We start from the raw sequence: 16,147 nt of genomic DNA on the forward strand, positions 1-16,147 counted from the left end.
CAATCCCCTTATTCGCCTTTTTCGCCAAAGACGCCGCCACGGATTAAAATCGCCATTACATAGTGCTGTTGCTCAACCGTGGGTTTATCGCCTTTGGTGACCCAGTTATCCAGTAGTGTATAAAAATCCATTTTTTGCTTAGGCTGGCGGTAAGCCTTGCCACGGCTGGTAACGGAACCATAAGGTTCAACCGCAATCGGCCCTAGCCCCAGTTCAGAGGCCTCTGGATACCAAGTATCTACGGTGCGCAAAGCATTCCCTACTTTTTGCGAGTGCAGCGCCGCAACACCATCTACCTGATAAAGCACCTTGCTTTTCTTGCTGTTGCTGTCAAGCACCAGTTCCTGAGAAGGGAACACCTCTTGCCCATTGCCCAAACGCACAAAAGCCTCGATGGTGAAAAACGCAAAACCGTCTCCCGCCAAACCCTGCTCTATTTCCTGTGTCAACTGCGCCAAAGCCCCTTGTGGCTTGCTGAACGCACGTAGGCTGTACTCTTCACCGCTGAACTCCCACTGCTGGGTTTTACTTTTCACGCAAACCTTGATCGCATCGGCCCCCACCCGGTTGCGCCACAAAAAGCGGCCATTCGCCAGATTTTCTGCATAGCGGGCAGCCAATGCACCAAAACCCTGCTCCGCAATGTAGTCATTAATCACATTGGCCAATTCGGCCTGATATTCCTGATCGTTGCACACGGAAGGCTCCGCCAGATTGCCCAAAACGCGTAGCGTAAAACTGAGCTTCAGCGTATCGCAATCAAAAGGCAGTGCGGCAACGTCGACCCGCTGCAGGTTGGCCTTCTGGATTTCGGTATCTAATTTAGCGGGATCGCTAGCAATCGCGTTTTTTAAACGGTTAGAGATAGTGCCACGCACCGCTTTTTCCTGGATCACTATCGGTTGCCATTCATCCTTTTGCTCCCAATTACCTGCATACATCATGGCATCGGAGTTTGCTAATTTACGTTCGAATGCGAGTACGGAAGCGGTTTTAATCGTTGCTTTAGCCATTATTTCATTCCTTTAAAGTTACTCTTCATCGTTATATTCGTCATATTCCACCGCTACCGATGACAGGGTGCGGCAGATATAGGTATCGTTCTGGTAGTGATGACGCCATAGCAGCTCTTGCAGATCCTTGATGCGGTGTGGACTGCGCCATTCGCCAATGCCGTAGACCGCTTCTGCAAAGCGGAAAGGTGTTGTCGGATCGCGTGCATTGGCCACTTCCCCAGGGGCAAACAGCGGTGAAATAGCCTGATAGCCGGTTTGTAGCGGCACCAAAAAACCCGTTCCTGGTTTTGCTACATAATGCCACTCGGTTGGATCTTCTGCCGTGGCCTGCATTTTTAGCGCTGCGAAATCCAGCCAGGCGTCGATCATCTCTACCTGCGGATCGCGCTGCTTTAACGTTTCGAAATGCGCTTGCAGCAGATTGGAACGATCCAGTAAGGCAAAACCCGGTAGCAAACGGCGCATCAGGCGGCGCAATATCTTGGGCTCATCAGGGTAAGCCATCACGCTGACGTCACCGATGTTCACAATAGTTCCACCCGCCAAGCGCTGGCGCAGGCATAAGGGTTCTAAATACTCAGCCAAGGCCTGCGCGCCTTCGCGCCCGTTGGCAATCACACCGCTGCACTCGATTAATAACGAAACCGTCATGTGCATCCGGCCTTCTTCATTAAAGGCGGCGGTTTTGGCCTCTTTGGTCAGCGGATTACGGGTGAGGGAGAAAACACGATCCCATCCGGATGAATGGGCATGAAGCTGTTGCTGATGGCAAACAACGCCACAGTTTTCCAGCGTCAAACCGTGAGTTGGCTGTAGTTTGCGTGAAAGTGCATGGGTAAAACCAAGAAAATGGGTGATGGCCGGGAAACCGTAGGTTAGCCCAGCCAGCGCATTGGCGTTCTCAACCCGAACGTGGCGTAAAACAATCAGGTAGCTCATACCAGCCCCTCCTTCAGATCTTGCTCGAACTCGCGCAAACGTTGCTTAAACAGCTTCGCCGTCGACCATTCTCTGCGTTCTACTTCACCAAATTTGAGTTCCTCATGCTGTAAGCGACGGTTAAGCCACTCGCCAAAATCCCGTGCGATCTCTTTTTGCCAATCGCCGCCTTCACGCTCAAATTTGAAATTCTCATCATTTTCCACCCTGCCAGCATCCAGCCAGAGTGGCTGTGAACGCTTGAGCTTGCAGCCTTCTTCTGCGCTCCAGCAGGCCTGCACGTCTAAGTTTTGCACCGTTGCCACATAGTTAAACAAGGTATCGATAATTTCATCGGTAAACGCCAGGCGACGGTCGCGGATCGCTTTGGTGCTGTCGAGCTGCTTAACGCTCAGCAAATACTCACGCAGTTGCCAAATTGTGGAGCGAGCCATCTGACTGAAATCGCTATAATCATGAAAAATCGATTTATGCTGAGTAGGGGGTTTAGGGATAACTTTCCAACTTGGCGGAGCACAGGAGAGCAGCCAGGTGCGGCCACCACGGACGCTGTTCAAGTAAGAAATATTTTGCGGTTTGGTGCCGCCAATATTCTGTACTGCGGTATTTGGGTAACTTACTCGCGGTGCCGAATGCCATTCATGAGCTTTAAAGGCGCTATAGATCTCTTTTGCAGCGTCGCTGAAACGAGTATCCGTGATGCGCTGATGTAAGGCATGAGCTAATGAAGAGGAGAATAGGGGGCTTAGCAGATGATATTCGCCGCTACCAACAGGGAAATAGAGTTGTTTAGCGAGCTTATGGGAACTGGGTTGTTTGTCTGTCAGTACCTGTTTGAAACCGTTGACCCACTGTTGCAACTGCTGTTCAGACTCGGCTAAAGCTGCTAATGGAGAATAATCACCCCGGTTAAGATAGGCAATCAACGTTTCGCCTTCGTATTCCATTTGCAACAACTTTGCCACATCCAGCGCCGCCGCGTTACCCACCGCGTCAATCGCCGGATTACGCAGCGTGGTGGTAGAGAGATAGGCCAGATCTTGCGGTGCCGCAGGTAGAAAAATGCTGCTGCCTTTGGCATCGCTGTGGGTAAATTTCAACGCATGGGTGACCAGGTTGATTTGCCCAGCGCGGCTGGCAGCATCGGTCAGCCAGTTGCACACCTCATAACGTTGTTCCAACTCTCGCCGCTGTTGTGCGATGTCCTGTTGAGTGACGGCAAACTGGTCACTGTCGGTGAGCCCTGCCAGCTTTTTTTCCGCCTCTTTATCGAAAGCCTCAAGCTTGGGTTGCCTGCGGCTTTCGATGTAGCTGACGATAATCCGACTGAATTCATTGTACTCCATATGCCTCCTTGTTCCCTTGTCTGTGTTATTCGAGTGCGCCAAACACCCCTAGCAATGGGTGGTAACACCAAATTCCTTCCTCTTTGTTACGCATACAAATCTCCCCAAATTTCTGGCTGACCTCGCTCAGTTCCATATTCAGTTCATCCGCCAGCTTTTGGTAAACCTGCTGATAGTCCATCGCCATCCAGCAACAGTTTCCCGTAGCCAGTTCAAGTTCAATCGCGCTAAAGCCAGCGCTTTGCTTCCACTGCCCCGGCACCGTGTCCGGGAACTGGAATCTTGGCTCGTCGTTCTCCTCTTCCAGCCACAGATAATGCTGTTCATCAGGCGCAGAGTTTCTGAACGGCGTAAGTCGCTGTTGCTCAGCACACCAGGTCGCCTGCGTTCGCCACCACAGGGCGGCGTAATAATCCCGTTCGTCTTTTTTACCCTGTAATTTCCTGCGTAAGCTGGCGTGTTCCAGGTCAACAAAGTTATCTTTCGCCAGCAGGGGAGATCGCTCTTGTGCTCGTGGAATGGCGTTGATTTCCAGATACTGTTCAGGCAGCAATATTTCGCTAAGATCGTGGCTGTTGAGGGGATATTTCTTAGATTCAAACCCCGGCTTGCAATACGCCAACTCGTGGCCTTGTAGCGCCTTAACGTTTTTTTGCAGAATGTGTAAGTTGGGGGTTTCACAACGCTGCTGACGATGGCGCTGAATACGCCCTGCCAACTGGATCAGTGAACGCATGGAGCTGGGTTCAGCAATCGCCCAGTCGTAATCGTGATCGCGCCCAACCTCTGCTACGGATGTCGCCAGCACCACAAACAGATGATGTTGTTCAGGATAATCGAGCGCCGCATTAATTTCTGGGATCTGCCACAGCGCCTGCGGGTGATAACGTGTTAGGGTTGCGTCCAGTCGCTGTTCGATATGCGACCGCATCGCAAGCGGATGCTGGCTGTGATAAACGCAATAATGGATCCGCCAGCCTTGTGGTGCAGGCGTTTGCAATAAACGTTGGGCTACTGCTACCAGTGGGTCGATATTCGCCATTCGGATCACCCCCAGCGACACCGTTTTGCCCGACTCGTGACGCTGATGATGCGCCGTATGCAATTGCTGCATCGAACTCAACAATGTGCCCGCAATGCTGTTTAGTGCATCACTTTCACGCTGACTCGGCGTGTTAACTGGGATCAACTGTGCTCGCCGCAGCACGTTGGTACTTTGCAATTGTTTAACCCGGCGAGCAACAAAACGCTCGTGCGCCTGTTTAAAGCTAGCCGTAGCCTGAATATCCTCCTGCACAGAGTCATGCTCATCAAACCAGGCACAGCAAATACTAACTGGGAGATCCGGCTGGCCGCAGGCTTGCTGATAATCAGCACGGCCGGCACGGTAAGCATTGAACAATGCCTGGATCAGTGCTGGCGGCAAGGTGGCGGAAGAGAGCAGTACGCGTGAGCCTAATACCCCGGCCCAATTCACCAAACGGCATAGGGCGGGCAAATCTGCAATATCAAAATCATCGGGTTCGTCCAGCACCAAATCAGAGGTCAGCAAACGAAGCATCGGCGCGATTTGCTTGCCACCGCGAACGCCTTCCGTGGCACCAATCAGGTGGTCGATGGTGCTCACTAGCACTGGCGCACTTAACAGTTTATGCAGTTTTGGTGCATTGCTCAGCCAACGGCTTAAACGGCCATCATCCAGGCTACCGTCGTAACGTACGTATTGATGTTCAGCAAATAACTCATCTGCAGAGGCGCTGCCGGTGCCCCGCGGCAACGCTTTCTCATGCTTGATGGCATGAAGTTGACTCACCGCCATAGAACCGATCAGAACGGCTAAATCATCTTCCTGCAAACCCAGTTTTTCCCGCAGGGCATCACCAGTTTGCAAGGTTAAGGTGCGCAATCCTAGCGCCACCGAGAATCGGCAGCCGAGTTTTTCATCCGCCAAAGCATACATGATGCGTGCATTGGCAAACGTCTTGCCGCAGCCAGTGGAAGCCATGTTGATGCCGAAAAAGCCCTGTTGCTGAGCACGTTCACGTATGGCCGCAGTGAGATCAAAAGCCCGATCCTGCCAGCGGAACTTCGGCTGTTCGCTGCGGCGTTTAAAGCTTTTGTGACGGGTGATCGCCGGTAAAGTGCTGCGGATATGTGGCAAACTGCGGCCCAGCAATAAAGCATTCTGCCCCACGCCGATATTGTGCTCGTCCAACTTCTGTTTGCATTGTTTGGTTCTACGGTCGGTATTGGCATAAGCACCATAGTTGGTATCCTGCCAACCTTCTGTGGCCGGTAGCGAAGAGTAAAAGTGGTCCGCCAGCATTAGCACCAGGCGAGCCAAGTGGCTGGTAAAACGTTGGTCGATCATGCCGAAATGGGTTAGCGAAGTCTGCTGAAGTGCCCGGTTGGCAAGTTTTTGCGCTTTCGCCTGCCACGTGGCACTGCGCATTGGGGTGCCATGTGGGAACGCCCAGACGTTGTGGTGTTCTTCCGCTGTCCAACCGGCATCAAGATGGTTGGTGGCATTCCAATCGGCGGTCAGTTGCTGCGTCAACCAGCAGTCAATCTGTGATAAATCAGGTTTATGCAGCCCATCGGCAGGGTAAGCAGGCAAACGATGGTGGGAAACGATCAGCCACGCTACGGTTTTGGCCAACGGCGGTAAGCGAATAAAAGGATTTTCAAAGGGGGCGAGCGAATCTTTCAGCAGATTGCTCAACATGAGTTCCTCATGCTGTTCGTCAATACGGCCAAGTTCAGTTAACCATTCTTGGTCACTTTTGTCCTTCACCCAAGCTACGAACAAACGTAGGGAAATCCATTCGTGGCGATACGGTTGAAAGTTTTTCCCCTGACCGCGTAAACCACTTTGGAACAATAAGTTGGCTTTACCGAAGTCGTGAAACAGTCCGGCGATAGATGCCAATAAGCCGATCGTTTCCACGCTGTGCCATTGGTTTTCGCTCTGGCTTTTCAGAATATCTCTTTCCGTCACATTGGTCGGCACTGCACCTTGGGCGTTGAAACGACGCAGGTTACCCACAATCCACATGAGCTCGGTTTGATTGGCGCCTTTGATCCAGTGGCAGGCCACTGCGGTATTGCGTCGTGCGGTCTTACGTAGCAGTTTTCTCAGCGTATTCAGGCCTTCCAGGGTGATTGCGGTCTGCCAGGTGCGGTCACCTCGGCGTTCGGCAAATTGATCTAGGATGCGGCGCGTTTCGGTCAGAGCCAGTTTGTTGCATTGTGCGATCAGCAAGATATTCATCGGGCTACCTGGCTCAGTTGCAGGGCGGTATTTTGCAGCGCTTCAATCATGACATCCAATGCATCTGCCCGTTGGAAACCGCTGATACAGCGTTGGCGAAACTCTTGTTCCTCCTCGCCCGCCATAGCGGCGATAAAAGCTTGTGGTAACACTAGAGCATCTTTAATCAGATCGGCTGCGTCAAACACCAAACCACCCCGGCGGGTTTTACCGTGTAACACCGCCAAACCGTGTGGTAACCCAATCACCCATGTTGCCACCGCAGCTAATCCATAGGCCAGATAGTTGCCGTGGTCGAGAAAGCGGTTTGCCATATCGATACCGCCACCGCGCTTGGCACGCGTGAAATCGCCGTAGTTCACCGTGTCTGCCGCAAGTTTATACAGCGCCTTGGTCATGACCGCTTCCTGTGCCAATAAGGCGGTGCCGTTGCGGCAGTTGGAGAGGTTATTTTCATAACTTGAAAGCAACTGCTCTAAACGGTTTTTATCAGGTTCGAAGCCGTTTTCACGTTGCATCCGCGTGCTTAACCAATGATGTTGAATTTGTCGAATGCGCACACGTTGGAAAGCTATCGCTGCCGCAAGCCGTTGCCGATCATCAAACCAAAAGCTGACCCAGTGTTGCAGATATTCGGTGGGGCGATATTCACTTTGCGAACTTAGCCAGGAAACAGCGGTTTCGACTTCATTACCGGCGTAAAGCGGCGTACCGCCACCGCCGCAAAACCCGATCAATACACCGGCTTTAGCAAATTCGCGCATTGCCGCCTGAGTGATTGAGGTGCCGGTCCCCAGCATTACCACGGAGGTATTGGCAATGGGGATATTCCAGTATAGAGATTGCTTGCCTTCATCCGTAACGTATTCAACTCGCCCACCGTTCACCAATACCCGACAGTATTGTAAGTAATAAATATTGGCGCGTTTTGAATGCAGGATGGTCTTTAAATCAGAAGGGGAAAATTGGCTATGCATGAAATGATAACATCCCTATTTTTACCAACGAACAGCATGGAATAATGATCATAATCAAAAATATATCATCAAATAAAAAAGAAACTGACGTAGATCATGGGGGGGATACGGCGATCGCTTTTATGTATGGGTTAATAGCTACTTGCCCCCTAAAGGCCTCGTCACTATGATGATAACGGACTGTCTGGTTAAATAATGCAATAAACTCCGCAATATGCAAATTGCTATAGAGATGTTTACTTGATGGTACAGGTTGTTGGTTAACCTTGGGTAAAAGTCAGGCTAGTCATTTCCCTCGATACGGGCAAACTGAGGAACACGATTAAACTTTTCGAGTTGTGAGTTAAGCGACCAAACAAACTGGCGAAGTTGGTCGTTAAGTGCCAAGCTAACTGTGTCTAAAAATCGGAGAAAAATCATGGAAAATGAAGAAAAACTTCAAGAAGTTTTGGCTCATACAATAAGAGATAATTCATTGGTTTATCTCGTGAAATGTGCGAATTTGGGGGTGGGGGTTGGGGTTACTTTGATAGTCGAAGGACAGTTGATTTCTGGCAATCTTGTCTCTGGAGAGATTTATGCAAAAGATTCGGCTCAGAAATTAAGAAACGTCAACGTTGACGAGAGCATTAAAAATACCATGGCATCGTTTTTTGACTCGTTAGCCGCAGATTATCAGCCAACAGAAGGGCACTTGGCACCGCTCAATTTCCTTCACCTGCAAAATCCGGCTTACTTGCGCGGCGATGGCGGATGGACAACCAACCCTGGTTCGATTCTGAGAGTCAATATTGCCAAGGTTAGCGGATTTCATCTAGGCAAGATTGGTGGATGATTAAAAGGTCACATATTTGGCATGATGAACCGAACGTTCCGTCCAGACCTCGCTTTGGCGAGGTTTTTTTCTGCTCGGAGAAAACATAACAATAGAGATTTTCAACGGGGGTTGTAATGGGTGGGGGAAATGGCGAATTAAGCGTAAAGAAACCGACATTACTCACTGACAGTTGTATCTCGCCTTAAACAGCTGTGCGTAATAGTGCCACAGGTGGAGGTGATGCAGGTTAGCCGACCATTGAGCGCAGTGATGCGCGATACAAGCTCCCAGGGCGGGAGCACGGGATATAGGTGTTCTTCAACATTCCCAGCTGCTGGAGGCCTCTTTCAAAAGATGGATTAAAGCCTAAAGGAATATTTTTCCCTATCTTTAAAACTGGAGTCAACGGGCGTTTTTTATGGGCGGAATAACAAAGCACAGAATCGAGCGCCTGCTTTTCGGTTGCATCGTCGAGTTCTTTATATTCTTTTTCACTTATTCTTTTTCTCATTTAAATTAAACCTCCCCGCCAGTGTATTTATTTTCTAACTGCTTAAGCGTTGGGTTTTCTTCGATGTTAGTGGTTTTGGCTTTAGACGTGGTATACCAGCAGCGAGTATCACTTTGTAAATTAAAAGTTTGTTATCTATCTAAGCTGCTGTCCGGTTAGCGATCAACCTTAGTAAGTCTTTGAACATCAATCGAAAAATTGAAAGTGCTGGAAAGTTAACTTAAGGTTTTGTAAATTACGTTTCAAATAGGTTCATTAAGCTTCATCTTAAGCAAATTATTGGTATTTTCGGCTCTTTTGTTTTGCAATGAGAAATAAATAATGAAAATGACACGCCTGTTTATTGTCGCTGGAGTACTTATTGCACTCGTTTACTTTTATACACACACCTGATGTAAGTGAATTATTGAAGTTATACGTTATTTAATAAAAACGGTGCCTTGAGGCACCGTTTTTATGGCTATCAAAAACGACCGAAGAGGTCACGCCTGCGTTGACGTACAAATTGGCTGACCAATACTATGACGCCGATTAATAGATAGACAGCAAATATCCCAACTAACCACTGTGGCATTTCCAAAGACAAAAACTGCCATTGGCGGACAGAACAGTCTCCTGATGCCAGGAAAACCTCGGGTAGCCATTTATCAAGTGGTAGCCAGGAAGGGAAACTGACAAAAAAATCACAGGTGTTAAACGGTGATGGATGCAATTGGATCATGGTGTGTTTCCATGCCAATTGCAAACCCTCCCACGCACTGTATATCCACAACAGGATAGCCACGTAACGCAACGGTGTCTTCGGCGCCAGCGCACCAATCAGTGACGCTCCCATGATCCCGAACAGCGCGACCCGTTCGTAGATACACATCACGCAAGGCTGCAGCAGCATCACATGCTGAAAGTAGAGAGCAGCCAACTCCAGTATCAGTGCAGTCAGCCCCATCAACAGCCAAGCACCGCGCCCTTGCGAGCAGCGGTTAAAGAATTGCAACATAAATATATTCTTCCATGCAGTAAGCAATTGAACCGGCAGTGTAAACCAATTCGTCCCCGCTGCCAGCAATCAGAACACCATTTCAGTGAAAAATATCACCTCAGCGGGAATGGTCATGGCGCTTAATGTGCAGTGGTTAATGCCCCTACGTCAAGTGATGGAAGCGTTAACCACTGCCATTGTGTCAACCAATCGGTGGCGGGAGCCAATACATGCTGAACACATAACAACCCAACTACGGTGAGCACTAATGTGTAAGGTAAAGCCATCCAGACCATGCGTCCGTATGACATGCGAACCAGCGGCGCAAGTGCTGAGGTTAGCAAAAACAAAAAGGCAGCCTGGCCGTTTGGTGTGGCGACTGAAGGCAAGTTAGTACCTGTGTTGATTGCCACTGCCAGCATCTCGAACTGTTTTAGCGAAATTGAACCGTTTTCTAATGCCGCGCGTGTTTCGTTAATATAAACGGTGCCAACAAAAACGTTGTCAGAAATGGAAGAGAGCAAACCGTTAAACAGGTAAAAGAGGGGCAGTTGGGCAGAGGGGGACGTTAGCAACACAAACTGGATCACTGGAGTGAACAAGTGCTGTTCAATAATCACTGCAACGATAGTAAAGAAGACGGTCAACAATGCTGTGAAGGGTAAGGCTTCTTGAAACGCCTTACCAATAGCGTGTTCATCCGTGATCCCGCATAGAGCAGTGGCCAAAATGATGACAGACAAGCCAATCAGGCCAACTTCTGCCAAGTGGAAGGCAAGCGCAATAACCAGCCAAAGGCCAATTATTGCCTGCACGGCCAACTTTACTTTCTCCTGACGGCTACGTTTTTCGGTCGCTTTACTATCGTACTCTTTTAGTACTTTACGAACGCGATCAGGTAGTTTTGTACCGTAGCCAAATACAGAGAAATGCTCAACGAGCACACAGACAAGAAGCCCGCAAACAAATACAGGTAGCGTTACAGGCGCCATTCGCAGGAAGAAATCAACAAATCCCCATCCGGCACTTTTGGCGATGATCAGATTCTGTGGTTCACCCACCATGGTCATTACGCCCCCCAAAGCCGTACCGATGCCCGCATGCATCAAGAGGCTTCGCAAGAAAGCGCGAAACTGTTCTAACGTCTGTTTTTTATCCGGGTTTTCAAAGCCACTGTCATCGCTGAGGTCGCTATCCTCACCCGCTTTGTTGGACATTACATTGTGATAAATCGAGTAAAAACCCGTGCAAACGCTAATCACCACTGCTACCACAGTCAGGGCATCCAGGAACGCTGAGAGTAATGCTGCCACGCTGCAGAAAGCCAGCGATAACAGCATTTTTGAGTGGATATTAAGCAGGAGCTTGGTAAAAACAAATAATAGCAACTGCTTCATGAAATAAATGCCCGCGACCATAAATACCAACAACAGCAACACTTCCAGATTATTGGCAATTTCCTCACTGACATGAGCCGGGCTGGTCATGCCAATCAGTATGGCTTCAATAGCCAATAATCCGCCAGGTTGCAATGGGTAACACTTTAGTGCCATCGCCAATGTGAAGATAAATTCGGCGACTAATAACCACCCAGCCACGAAAGGGCTGACTAAAAAAAAGACCAACGGATTGATCACCAGAAAACTGATGATGATTAATTTGTACCAATCTGGAGATGCGCCGAGAAAATTTTTCATCAGTGCTGAACGTAGTGTCATAACCATACTTTTTGATAAACCTTAGAATAAGTTACTGCGTCATAAGCCACGGTACTTCAAGTTGCGGGTAAGTGGCAAGGGAGCCTCAACATCGCAGCAACCCAGGTGTTATTTGTATTAGGCTGTGTCCCTTAACTGTCCGTGGTGCCGTCGCAGACCCGAAAGCCCATTATCAAGGCGGAGGATGAAGGGCAAAGTGGCTCTCTGTTCAAGCCCGACAACACAGAGAATGGGCTTTTTGGGGCGCGACCCTACGGGCTGACGCCATTGGCGTGTATAGCTGCGTTGTTCGCCGCTTATTAGGTCCACCCAGCCTCGTGGCTGACGCCTTGCTCTGCGTGCAAATGACCGCCAGCGGCGCTCGCGTACAGTTAAGGGACACAGAGCCTAGAGTGGGTATGGCAAAACTTGTCAGCAGAGCTAATGAGCGATAGCTGCGGGTATAATCGAGTCAACCCCGGTTTTGTCAAATCAAATTTGGCAGAGGCAGAACCATCGCACATTTTTTGTCAGTTTATACACAATTTGATTTAATGTTCTTCGCTCGTGCTATGTGATGCAATAGCGATCTGGTATGATCAGCCGATTACTATTACTGATTATCGTCGCTACGGAACATCAAACACATGGTTATAAAGGCGCAGAGTCCTGCCGGTTTTGCGGAAGAATACATTATCGAAAGTATTTGGAATAATCGCTTCCCCCCTGGCTCTATTTTGCCCGCGGAACGTGAACTTTCAGAGCTTATCGGCGTTACTCGCACCACGTTACGTGAGGTTTTACAGAGATTGGCTCGTGATGGCTGGCTGACTATCCAACATGGTAAACCCACTAAAGTAAATAATTTTTGGGAAACGTCAGGCCTTAATATCCTGGAGACGCTTGCTCGACTCGATCACAATAGTGTGCCGCAACTGATCGATAATCTCCTTTCTGTGCGCACGAATATTGCGTCAATCTTTATCCGTGCTGCTGTGCGTAATCATCCACAGCAAGCACAAGATATTCTGGCAAAAGCAGCACAGGTTGAGGATAAGGCCGACGCATTCAACCATCTTGACTATGAGATTTTCCGTGGTCTGGCGTTTGCCTCGGGCAACCCAATTTACGGGCTGATCCTGAATGGTTTGAAAGGGCTTTATACCCGCGTTGGGCGTTATTACTTCTCTAACCCTGAGGCGCGCAAGCTGGCTCTCAACTTCTACAATAAGTTATCTAGCCTGTGCCACGAAAAGATGTACGACCAAGTGATGGATTGTGTACGTAACTACGGCAAAGAGAGTGGTGCTATCTGGCACAGTATGAAAGGCACAATGCCAAGCGACCTAACAGAGGCTCGGCGGTAGCTGTTTCGCTATATCAGCAAAAGAAAGGGGCGCAAAGCGCCCCTGGATATTAAAGCGAAGTGGCTCTTGCAGGGCAACGATCCAGCAATTCGATGCTGCCATCTTCGTTTTGTTGTTCTAGAACAATGTCGAACCCCCACAGACGATGCAAGTGTTTCATCACCTCTTTGCGGCTTTTGTCCAACGGTGCGCGATCCTGCGGAATATAGCGTAGTGTTAACGAGCGGTCGCCGCGTAAGTCAACATTCCAAATCTGTATATTAGGTTCATGGTTGCTCAGGTTGTACTGTGAAGACAGCTCTTGACGTATTGCACGGTATCCCGCTTCATTATGGATAGCCGAAATCTCCAAGTAGTTTTTGCGGTCGTCATCCAATACGGTGAATAAACGGAAATCGCGCATTACCTTGGGTGACAGGAACTGGCTGATGAAGCTTTCATCTTTGAAATCCCGCATCGCGAAATGCAGAGTATCTAACCAGTCCTTACCTGCAATATCCGGGAACCAGTAACGATCTTCTTCAGTTGGAGATTGGCAAATCCGTTTAATGTCCTGGAACATGGCAAAGCCTAATGCATAGGGGTTAATACCACTGTAATAGGGGCTGTTATACGGGGGCTGATAGACCACATTTGTGTGGCTGTGCAAGAACTCAAGCATGAAGCGATCTGTCACCCGCCCTTCGTCATAAAGATGATTAAGGATGGTGTAGTGCCAGAAGGTTGCCCATCCTTCGTTCATCACCTGCGTTTGTTTTTGCGGATAGAAGTACTGACTCACCTTTCGTACGATGCGCAGAACCTCACGTTGCCATGGTTCTAGCAGCGGTGCGTTTTTCTCCATAAAGTAGAGAATATTTTCCTGCGGTTCGCGTGGATAGCGTAATGCTTTTTCCGGTAACTCTTCGCGGGCAATACGCGGTAGCGTTTTCCACAGTGAGTTAACCTGGCTTTGCAGATACTCCTCACGGTTTTTCTGGCGTGCTTTCTCTTCCACCAGTGAGATTTTTTGTGGGCGCTTGTAACGATCAACGCCGTAATTCATCAGCGCGTGGCAAGAGTCCAGCAGTTTTTCGACTTCCTCAACGCCATAGCGTTCTTCGCATTGGCTGATGTAGTGGCGTGCAAATAGCAGGTAATCGACGATAGAACTGGCATCTGTCCAACTGCGAAATAAGTAGTTATTTTTGAAAAACGAGTTGTGCCCATAACAGGCATGGGCCATAACCAGTGCTTGCATGGTGATGGTGTTTTCTTCCATCAGATAAGCAATGCAGGGGTTAGAGTTGATAACAATTTCATAGGCCAAACCTTGTTGACCTTGTTTGTAACGTTGTTCGGTTTCAATAAACTTTTTGCCGAACGACCAATGCGTATAGTTAATCGGCATCCCTACGCTGGAATAGGCATCCATCATCTGTTCAGAGGTTATCACCTCGATCTGATGCGGATAGGTATTAAGCCGATAATGTTTGGCAACCCGATCGATCTGCTCCAGATAGACGTGCAGCAGATCAAATGTCCAGTCTGGCCCATCACTCAGACGTTTATCTTCCTTAACCTTTTTTTGTGTCGAAGTAGTCATCAGCGCACCCTCATTATTTAAAGGCCTTGCTCATTTGGCAGACCCTTTAACAATGATAGTTCAAGTCGCAATAAATCGTTTGAAATCATCTGCACATCGAAAAAATTGCCGTGAAAATCCGATCGGCGGCATGATTTTTGGGGCGTAACGCAGATTTGCTGATTGTATACTCACTTGTGTGATCAATTTTAATCGAGCTTCTACGATTTTATCTGACAGACGTTAAAACGAAAAATCCACGCAATAGCGTGGATTTTATAGGTTTTTGTGGTTTTCATGAGACTTAATGAAACCTCATGAGACAACAGATTTTATTTAGACGTTAAACAGGAAGTTCATTACATCGCCATCTTTAACGATATAATCTTTGCCTTCTGAACGCATTTTCCCGGCTTCTTTAGCGCCTTGTTCACCCTTGTAGGTGATGAAGTCTTCAAAAGCGATAGTTTGTGCGCGGATAAAGCCTTTTTCGAAGTCAGTGTGAATTTTACCAGCCGCTTGTGGGGCGGTAGCACCAACAGGGATTGTCCAGGCGCGGACTTCTTTCACACCAGCGGTGAAGTAGGTTTGCAGATTCAGTAATTCATAACCAGCACGGATCACACGGTTCAAACCGGGCTCTTCCAATCCCATTTCAGCCATGAATTCTGCGCGATCCTCATCTTCCAACTCCGCAATATCAGACTCTACGGCAGCACAAACCGCGACCACGACGGAACCTTCTGCGGCGGCAATCTCACGTACTTTGTCTAAATAGGGATTATTCTCGAAACCGTCTTCGTTGACGTTAGCGATATACATCGTAGGTTTCAGTGTCAGGAAGCTCAAGTAACGGATCGCGGCTTTATCTTCTGCGGTGAGATCCAGCGCACGAAGCATGCCGGCATTCTCCAACTGCGGCAGGCATTTCTCCAGTGCGGCGAGTTCAGCTTTGGCATCTTTATCGCCGCCTTTGGCTTTCTTCTGCACACGATGTATAGCGCGTTCGCAAGTCTCAAGATCAGACAATGCCAACTCGGTGTTGATCACTTCAATGTCTTCTGCCGGGTCCACTTTATTATTTACGTGGATAATATTATCGTTCTCAAAGCAACGAACCACGTGTCCGATAGCTTCAGTTTCACGAATGTTAGTTAGAAACTGGTTACCGAGGCCTTCACCTTTGGATGCACCTTTTACCAACCCGGCAATGTCAACAAACTCCATCGTGGTAGGCAAAATACGTTGAGGTTTGACGATGGCGGCCAACTGATCCAAGCGTGAATCGGGCATCGGGACTACACCGGTATTAGGTTCAATCGTGCAAAACGGGAAGTTGGCCGCTTCGATGCCCGCTTTAGTCAATGCGTTAAACAGGGTGGATTTGCCAACGTTAGGCAGGCCGACGATACCGCATTTAAATCCCATATTTATGTCACCTTAAATATTTTAACTATCAGCAGGTTACTGTTGACCTACTGCATAAATGGCAAAATTATGCCGCCATTATACACGGAACGAGCGATTATCTCGATCTGCCTATGCTGGGCAGTGCTTCGTAGTATGCTTCTTTCGATGTCGACACTTGTAATTTTACCTCCTTTTGGCAGAGGCAGGCGAGTCTGCGTTCTTCAGCATACCAGCGGCAGGAAGCTTAACCTGT

Annotated in this window: 12 protein-coding genes; 2 read left to right on the top strand and 10 right to left on the bottom strand. The window is 48.8% G+C overall.

Going from position 1 to position 16,147, the window contains the following annotated elements:
* Positions 1-8: 8 nt before the first annotated feature.
* Genes csy3 through cas1f form a run of 5 tightly spaced genes read right to left on the bottom strand, consistent with a single transcriptional unit; the run spans position 9 to position 7,549 of the window.
* Positions 9-1,013 (bottom strand): type I-F CRISPR-associated protein Csy3, encoded by a 1,005-nt coding sequence (gene csy3, locus OK023_RS07260; RefSeq protein ID WP_317696361.1) that lies wholly within the window; start codon positions 1,011-1,013, stop codon positions 9-11.
* Between the two features lie 18 nt (positions 1,014-1,031).
* Complete coding sequence (gene csy2 / locus OK023_RS07265; RefSeq protein WP_317696363.1) at positions 1,032-1,955, bottom strand: type I-F CRISPR-associated protein Csy2; 924 nt, start codon at positions 1,953-1,955, stop codon at positions 1,032-1,034.
* On the bottom strand, positions 1,952-3,301 hold the full coding sequence (gene csy1, locus OK023_RS07270) for a type I-F CRISPR-associated protein Csy1 (RefSeq protein ID WP_317696365.1): 1,350 nt from the start codon (positions 3,299-3,301) through the stop codon (positions 1,952-1,954). The genes csy2 and csy1 overlap by 4 nt, the downstream gene beginning before the upstream one ends.
* Before the next feature lie 25 nt (positions 3,302-3,326).
* Positions 3,327-6,572, bottom strand: a complete 3,246-nt coding sequence (cas3f, locus tag OK023_RS07275; RefSeq protein WP_317696367.1) for a type I-F CRISPR-associated helicase Cas3f — start codon at positions 6,570-6,572, stop codon at positions 3,327-3,329.
* Positions 6,569-7,549 (bottom strand): type I-F CRISPR-associated endonuclease Cas1f, encoded by a 981-nt coding sequence (gene cas1f / locus OK023_RS07280; RefSeq protein WP_317696369.1) that lies wholly within the window; start codon positions 7,547-7,549, stop codon positions 6,569-6,571. Before cas1f ends, cas3f begins: the two co-directional genes overlap by 4 nt.
* 418 nt (positions 7,550-7,967) lie before the next feature.
* Between cas1f and OK023_RS07285 the strand changes: the two genes are divergently transcribed.
* Positions 7,968-8,384 (top strand): hypothetical protein, encoded by a 417-nt coding sequence (locus OK023_RS07285; RefSeq protein ID WP_317696372.1) that lies wholly within the window; start codon positions 7,968-7,970, stop codon positions 8,382-8,384.
* A gap of 229 nt (positions 8,385-8,613) precedes the next feature.
* On the opposite strand, the gene OK023_RS07290 is transcribed toward OK023_RS07285, so the two are convergent.
* The 3 genes from OK023_RS07290 to nhaB all read right to left on the bottom strand — a co-directional run bounded on the left by OK023_RS07290 (position 8,614) and on the right by nhaB (position 11,580).
* The gene (locus OK023_RS07290) at positions 8,614-8,877 is read right to left on the bottom strand and encodes a hypothetical protein (protein WP_317696374.1); all 264 of its coding nucleotides are present in this window, start codon (positions 8,875-8,877) and stop codon (positions 8,614-8,616) included.
* Between the two features lie 463 nt (positions 8,878-9,340).
* Complete coding sequence (gene dsbB / locus OK023_RS07295) at positions 9,341-9,874, bottom strand: disulfide bond formation protein DsbB (protein WP_317696376.1); 534 nt, start codon at positions 9,872-9,874, stop codon at positions 9,341-9,343.
* A gap of 122 nt (positions 9,875-9,996) precedes the next feature.
* Positions 9,997-11,580 (bottom strand): sodium/proton antiporter NhaB, encoded by a 1,584-nt coding sequence (nhaB, locus tag OK023_RS07300; RefSeq protein ID WP_317696378.1) that lies wholly within the window; start codon positions 11,578-11,580, stop codon positions 9,997-9,999.
* Between the two features lie 620 nt (positions 11,581-12,200).
* Here nhaB and fadR point away from each other — a divergent pair.
* Positions 12,201-12,920 (top strand): fatty acid metabolism transcriptional regulator FadR, encoded by a 720-nt coding sequence (gene fadR / locus OK023_RS07305; protein WP_317696382.1) that lies wholly within the window; start codon positions 12,201-12,203, stop codon positions 12,918-12,920.
* A 49-nt stretch (positions 12,921-12,969) separates the two neighbouring features.
* Here fadR and OK023_RS07310 read toward each other — a convergent pair whose 3' ends face one another.
* Both OK023_RS07310 and ychF read right to left on the bottom strand, forming a co-directional pair.
* On the bottom strand, positions 12,970-14,505 hold the full coding sequence (locus tag OK023_RS07310) for a SpoVR family protein (RefSeq protein ID WP_317696384.1): 1,536 nt from the start codon (positions 14,503-14,505) through the stop codon (positions 12,970-12,972).
* A 315-nt stretch (positions 14,506-14,820) separates the two neighbouring features.
* On the bottom strand, positions 14,821-15,912 hold the full coding sequence (gene ychF, locus OK023_RS07315) for a redox-regulated ATPase YchF (RefSeq protein ID WP_317696388.1): 1,092 nt from the start codon (positions 15,910-15,912) through the stop codon (positions 14,821-14,823).
* Positions 15,913-16,147 lie beyond the last annotated feature (235 nt).

It is taken from the genome of Serratia sp. UGAL515B_01 (assembly GCF_033095805.1).
Classification (GTDB): domain Bacteria; phylum Pseudomonadota; class Gammaproteobacteria; order Enterobacterales; family Enterobacteriaceae; genus Chania.

Excerpts from the sequence above, each read along its gene's own strand:
- OK023_RS07290 (WP_317696374.1), bottom strand. The coding sequence starts at position 8,877 with ATGAGAAAAAGAATAAGTGAAAAAGAATATAAAGAACTCGACGATGCA.
- cas3f (WP_317696367.1), bottom strand. The coding sequence starts at position 6,572 with ATGAATATCTTGCTGATCGCACAATGCAACAAACTGGCTCTGACCGAA.
- fadR (WP_317696382.1), top strand. The coding sequence starts at position 12,201 with ATGGTTATAAAGGCGCAGAGTCCTGCCGGTTTTGCGGAAGAATACATT.
- OK023_RS07310 (WP_317696384.1), bottom strand. The coding sequence starts at position 14,505 with ATGACTACTTCGACACAAAAAAAGGTTAAGGAAGATAAACGTCTGAGT.
- ychF (WP_317696388.1), bottom strand. The coding sequence starts at position 15,912 with ATGGGATTTAAATGCGGTATCGTCGGCCTGCCTAACGTTGGCAAATCC.
- csy3 (WP_317696361.1), bottom strand. The coding sequence starts at position 1,013 with ATGGCTAAAGCAACGATTAAAACCGCTTCCGTACTCGCATTCGAACGT.
- cas1f (WP_317696369.1), bottom strand. The coding sequence starts at position 7,549 with ATGCATAGCCAATTTTCCCCTTCTGATTTAAAGACCATCCTGCATTCA.
- OK023_RS07285 (WP_317696372.1), top strand. The coding sequence starts at position 7,968 with ATGGAAAATGAAGAAAAACTTCAAGAAGTTTTGGCTCATACAATAAGA.
- csy2 (WP_317696363.1), bottom strand. The coding sequence starts at position 1,955 with ATGAGCTACCTGATTGTTTTACGCCACGTTCGGGTTGAGAACGCCAAT.
- nhaB (WP_317696378.1), bottom strand. The coding sequence starts at position 11,580 with ATGGTTATGACACTACGTTCAGCACTGATGAAAAATTTTCTCGGCGCA.
- dsbB (WP_317696376.1), bottom strand. The coding sequence starts at position 9,874 with ATGTTGCAATTCTTTAACCGCTGCTCGCAAGGGCGCGGTGCTTGGCTG.
- csy1 (WP_317696365.1), bottom strand. The coding sequence starts at position 3,301 with ATGGAGTACAATGAATTCAGTCGGATTATCGTCAGCTACATCGAAAGC.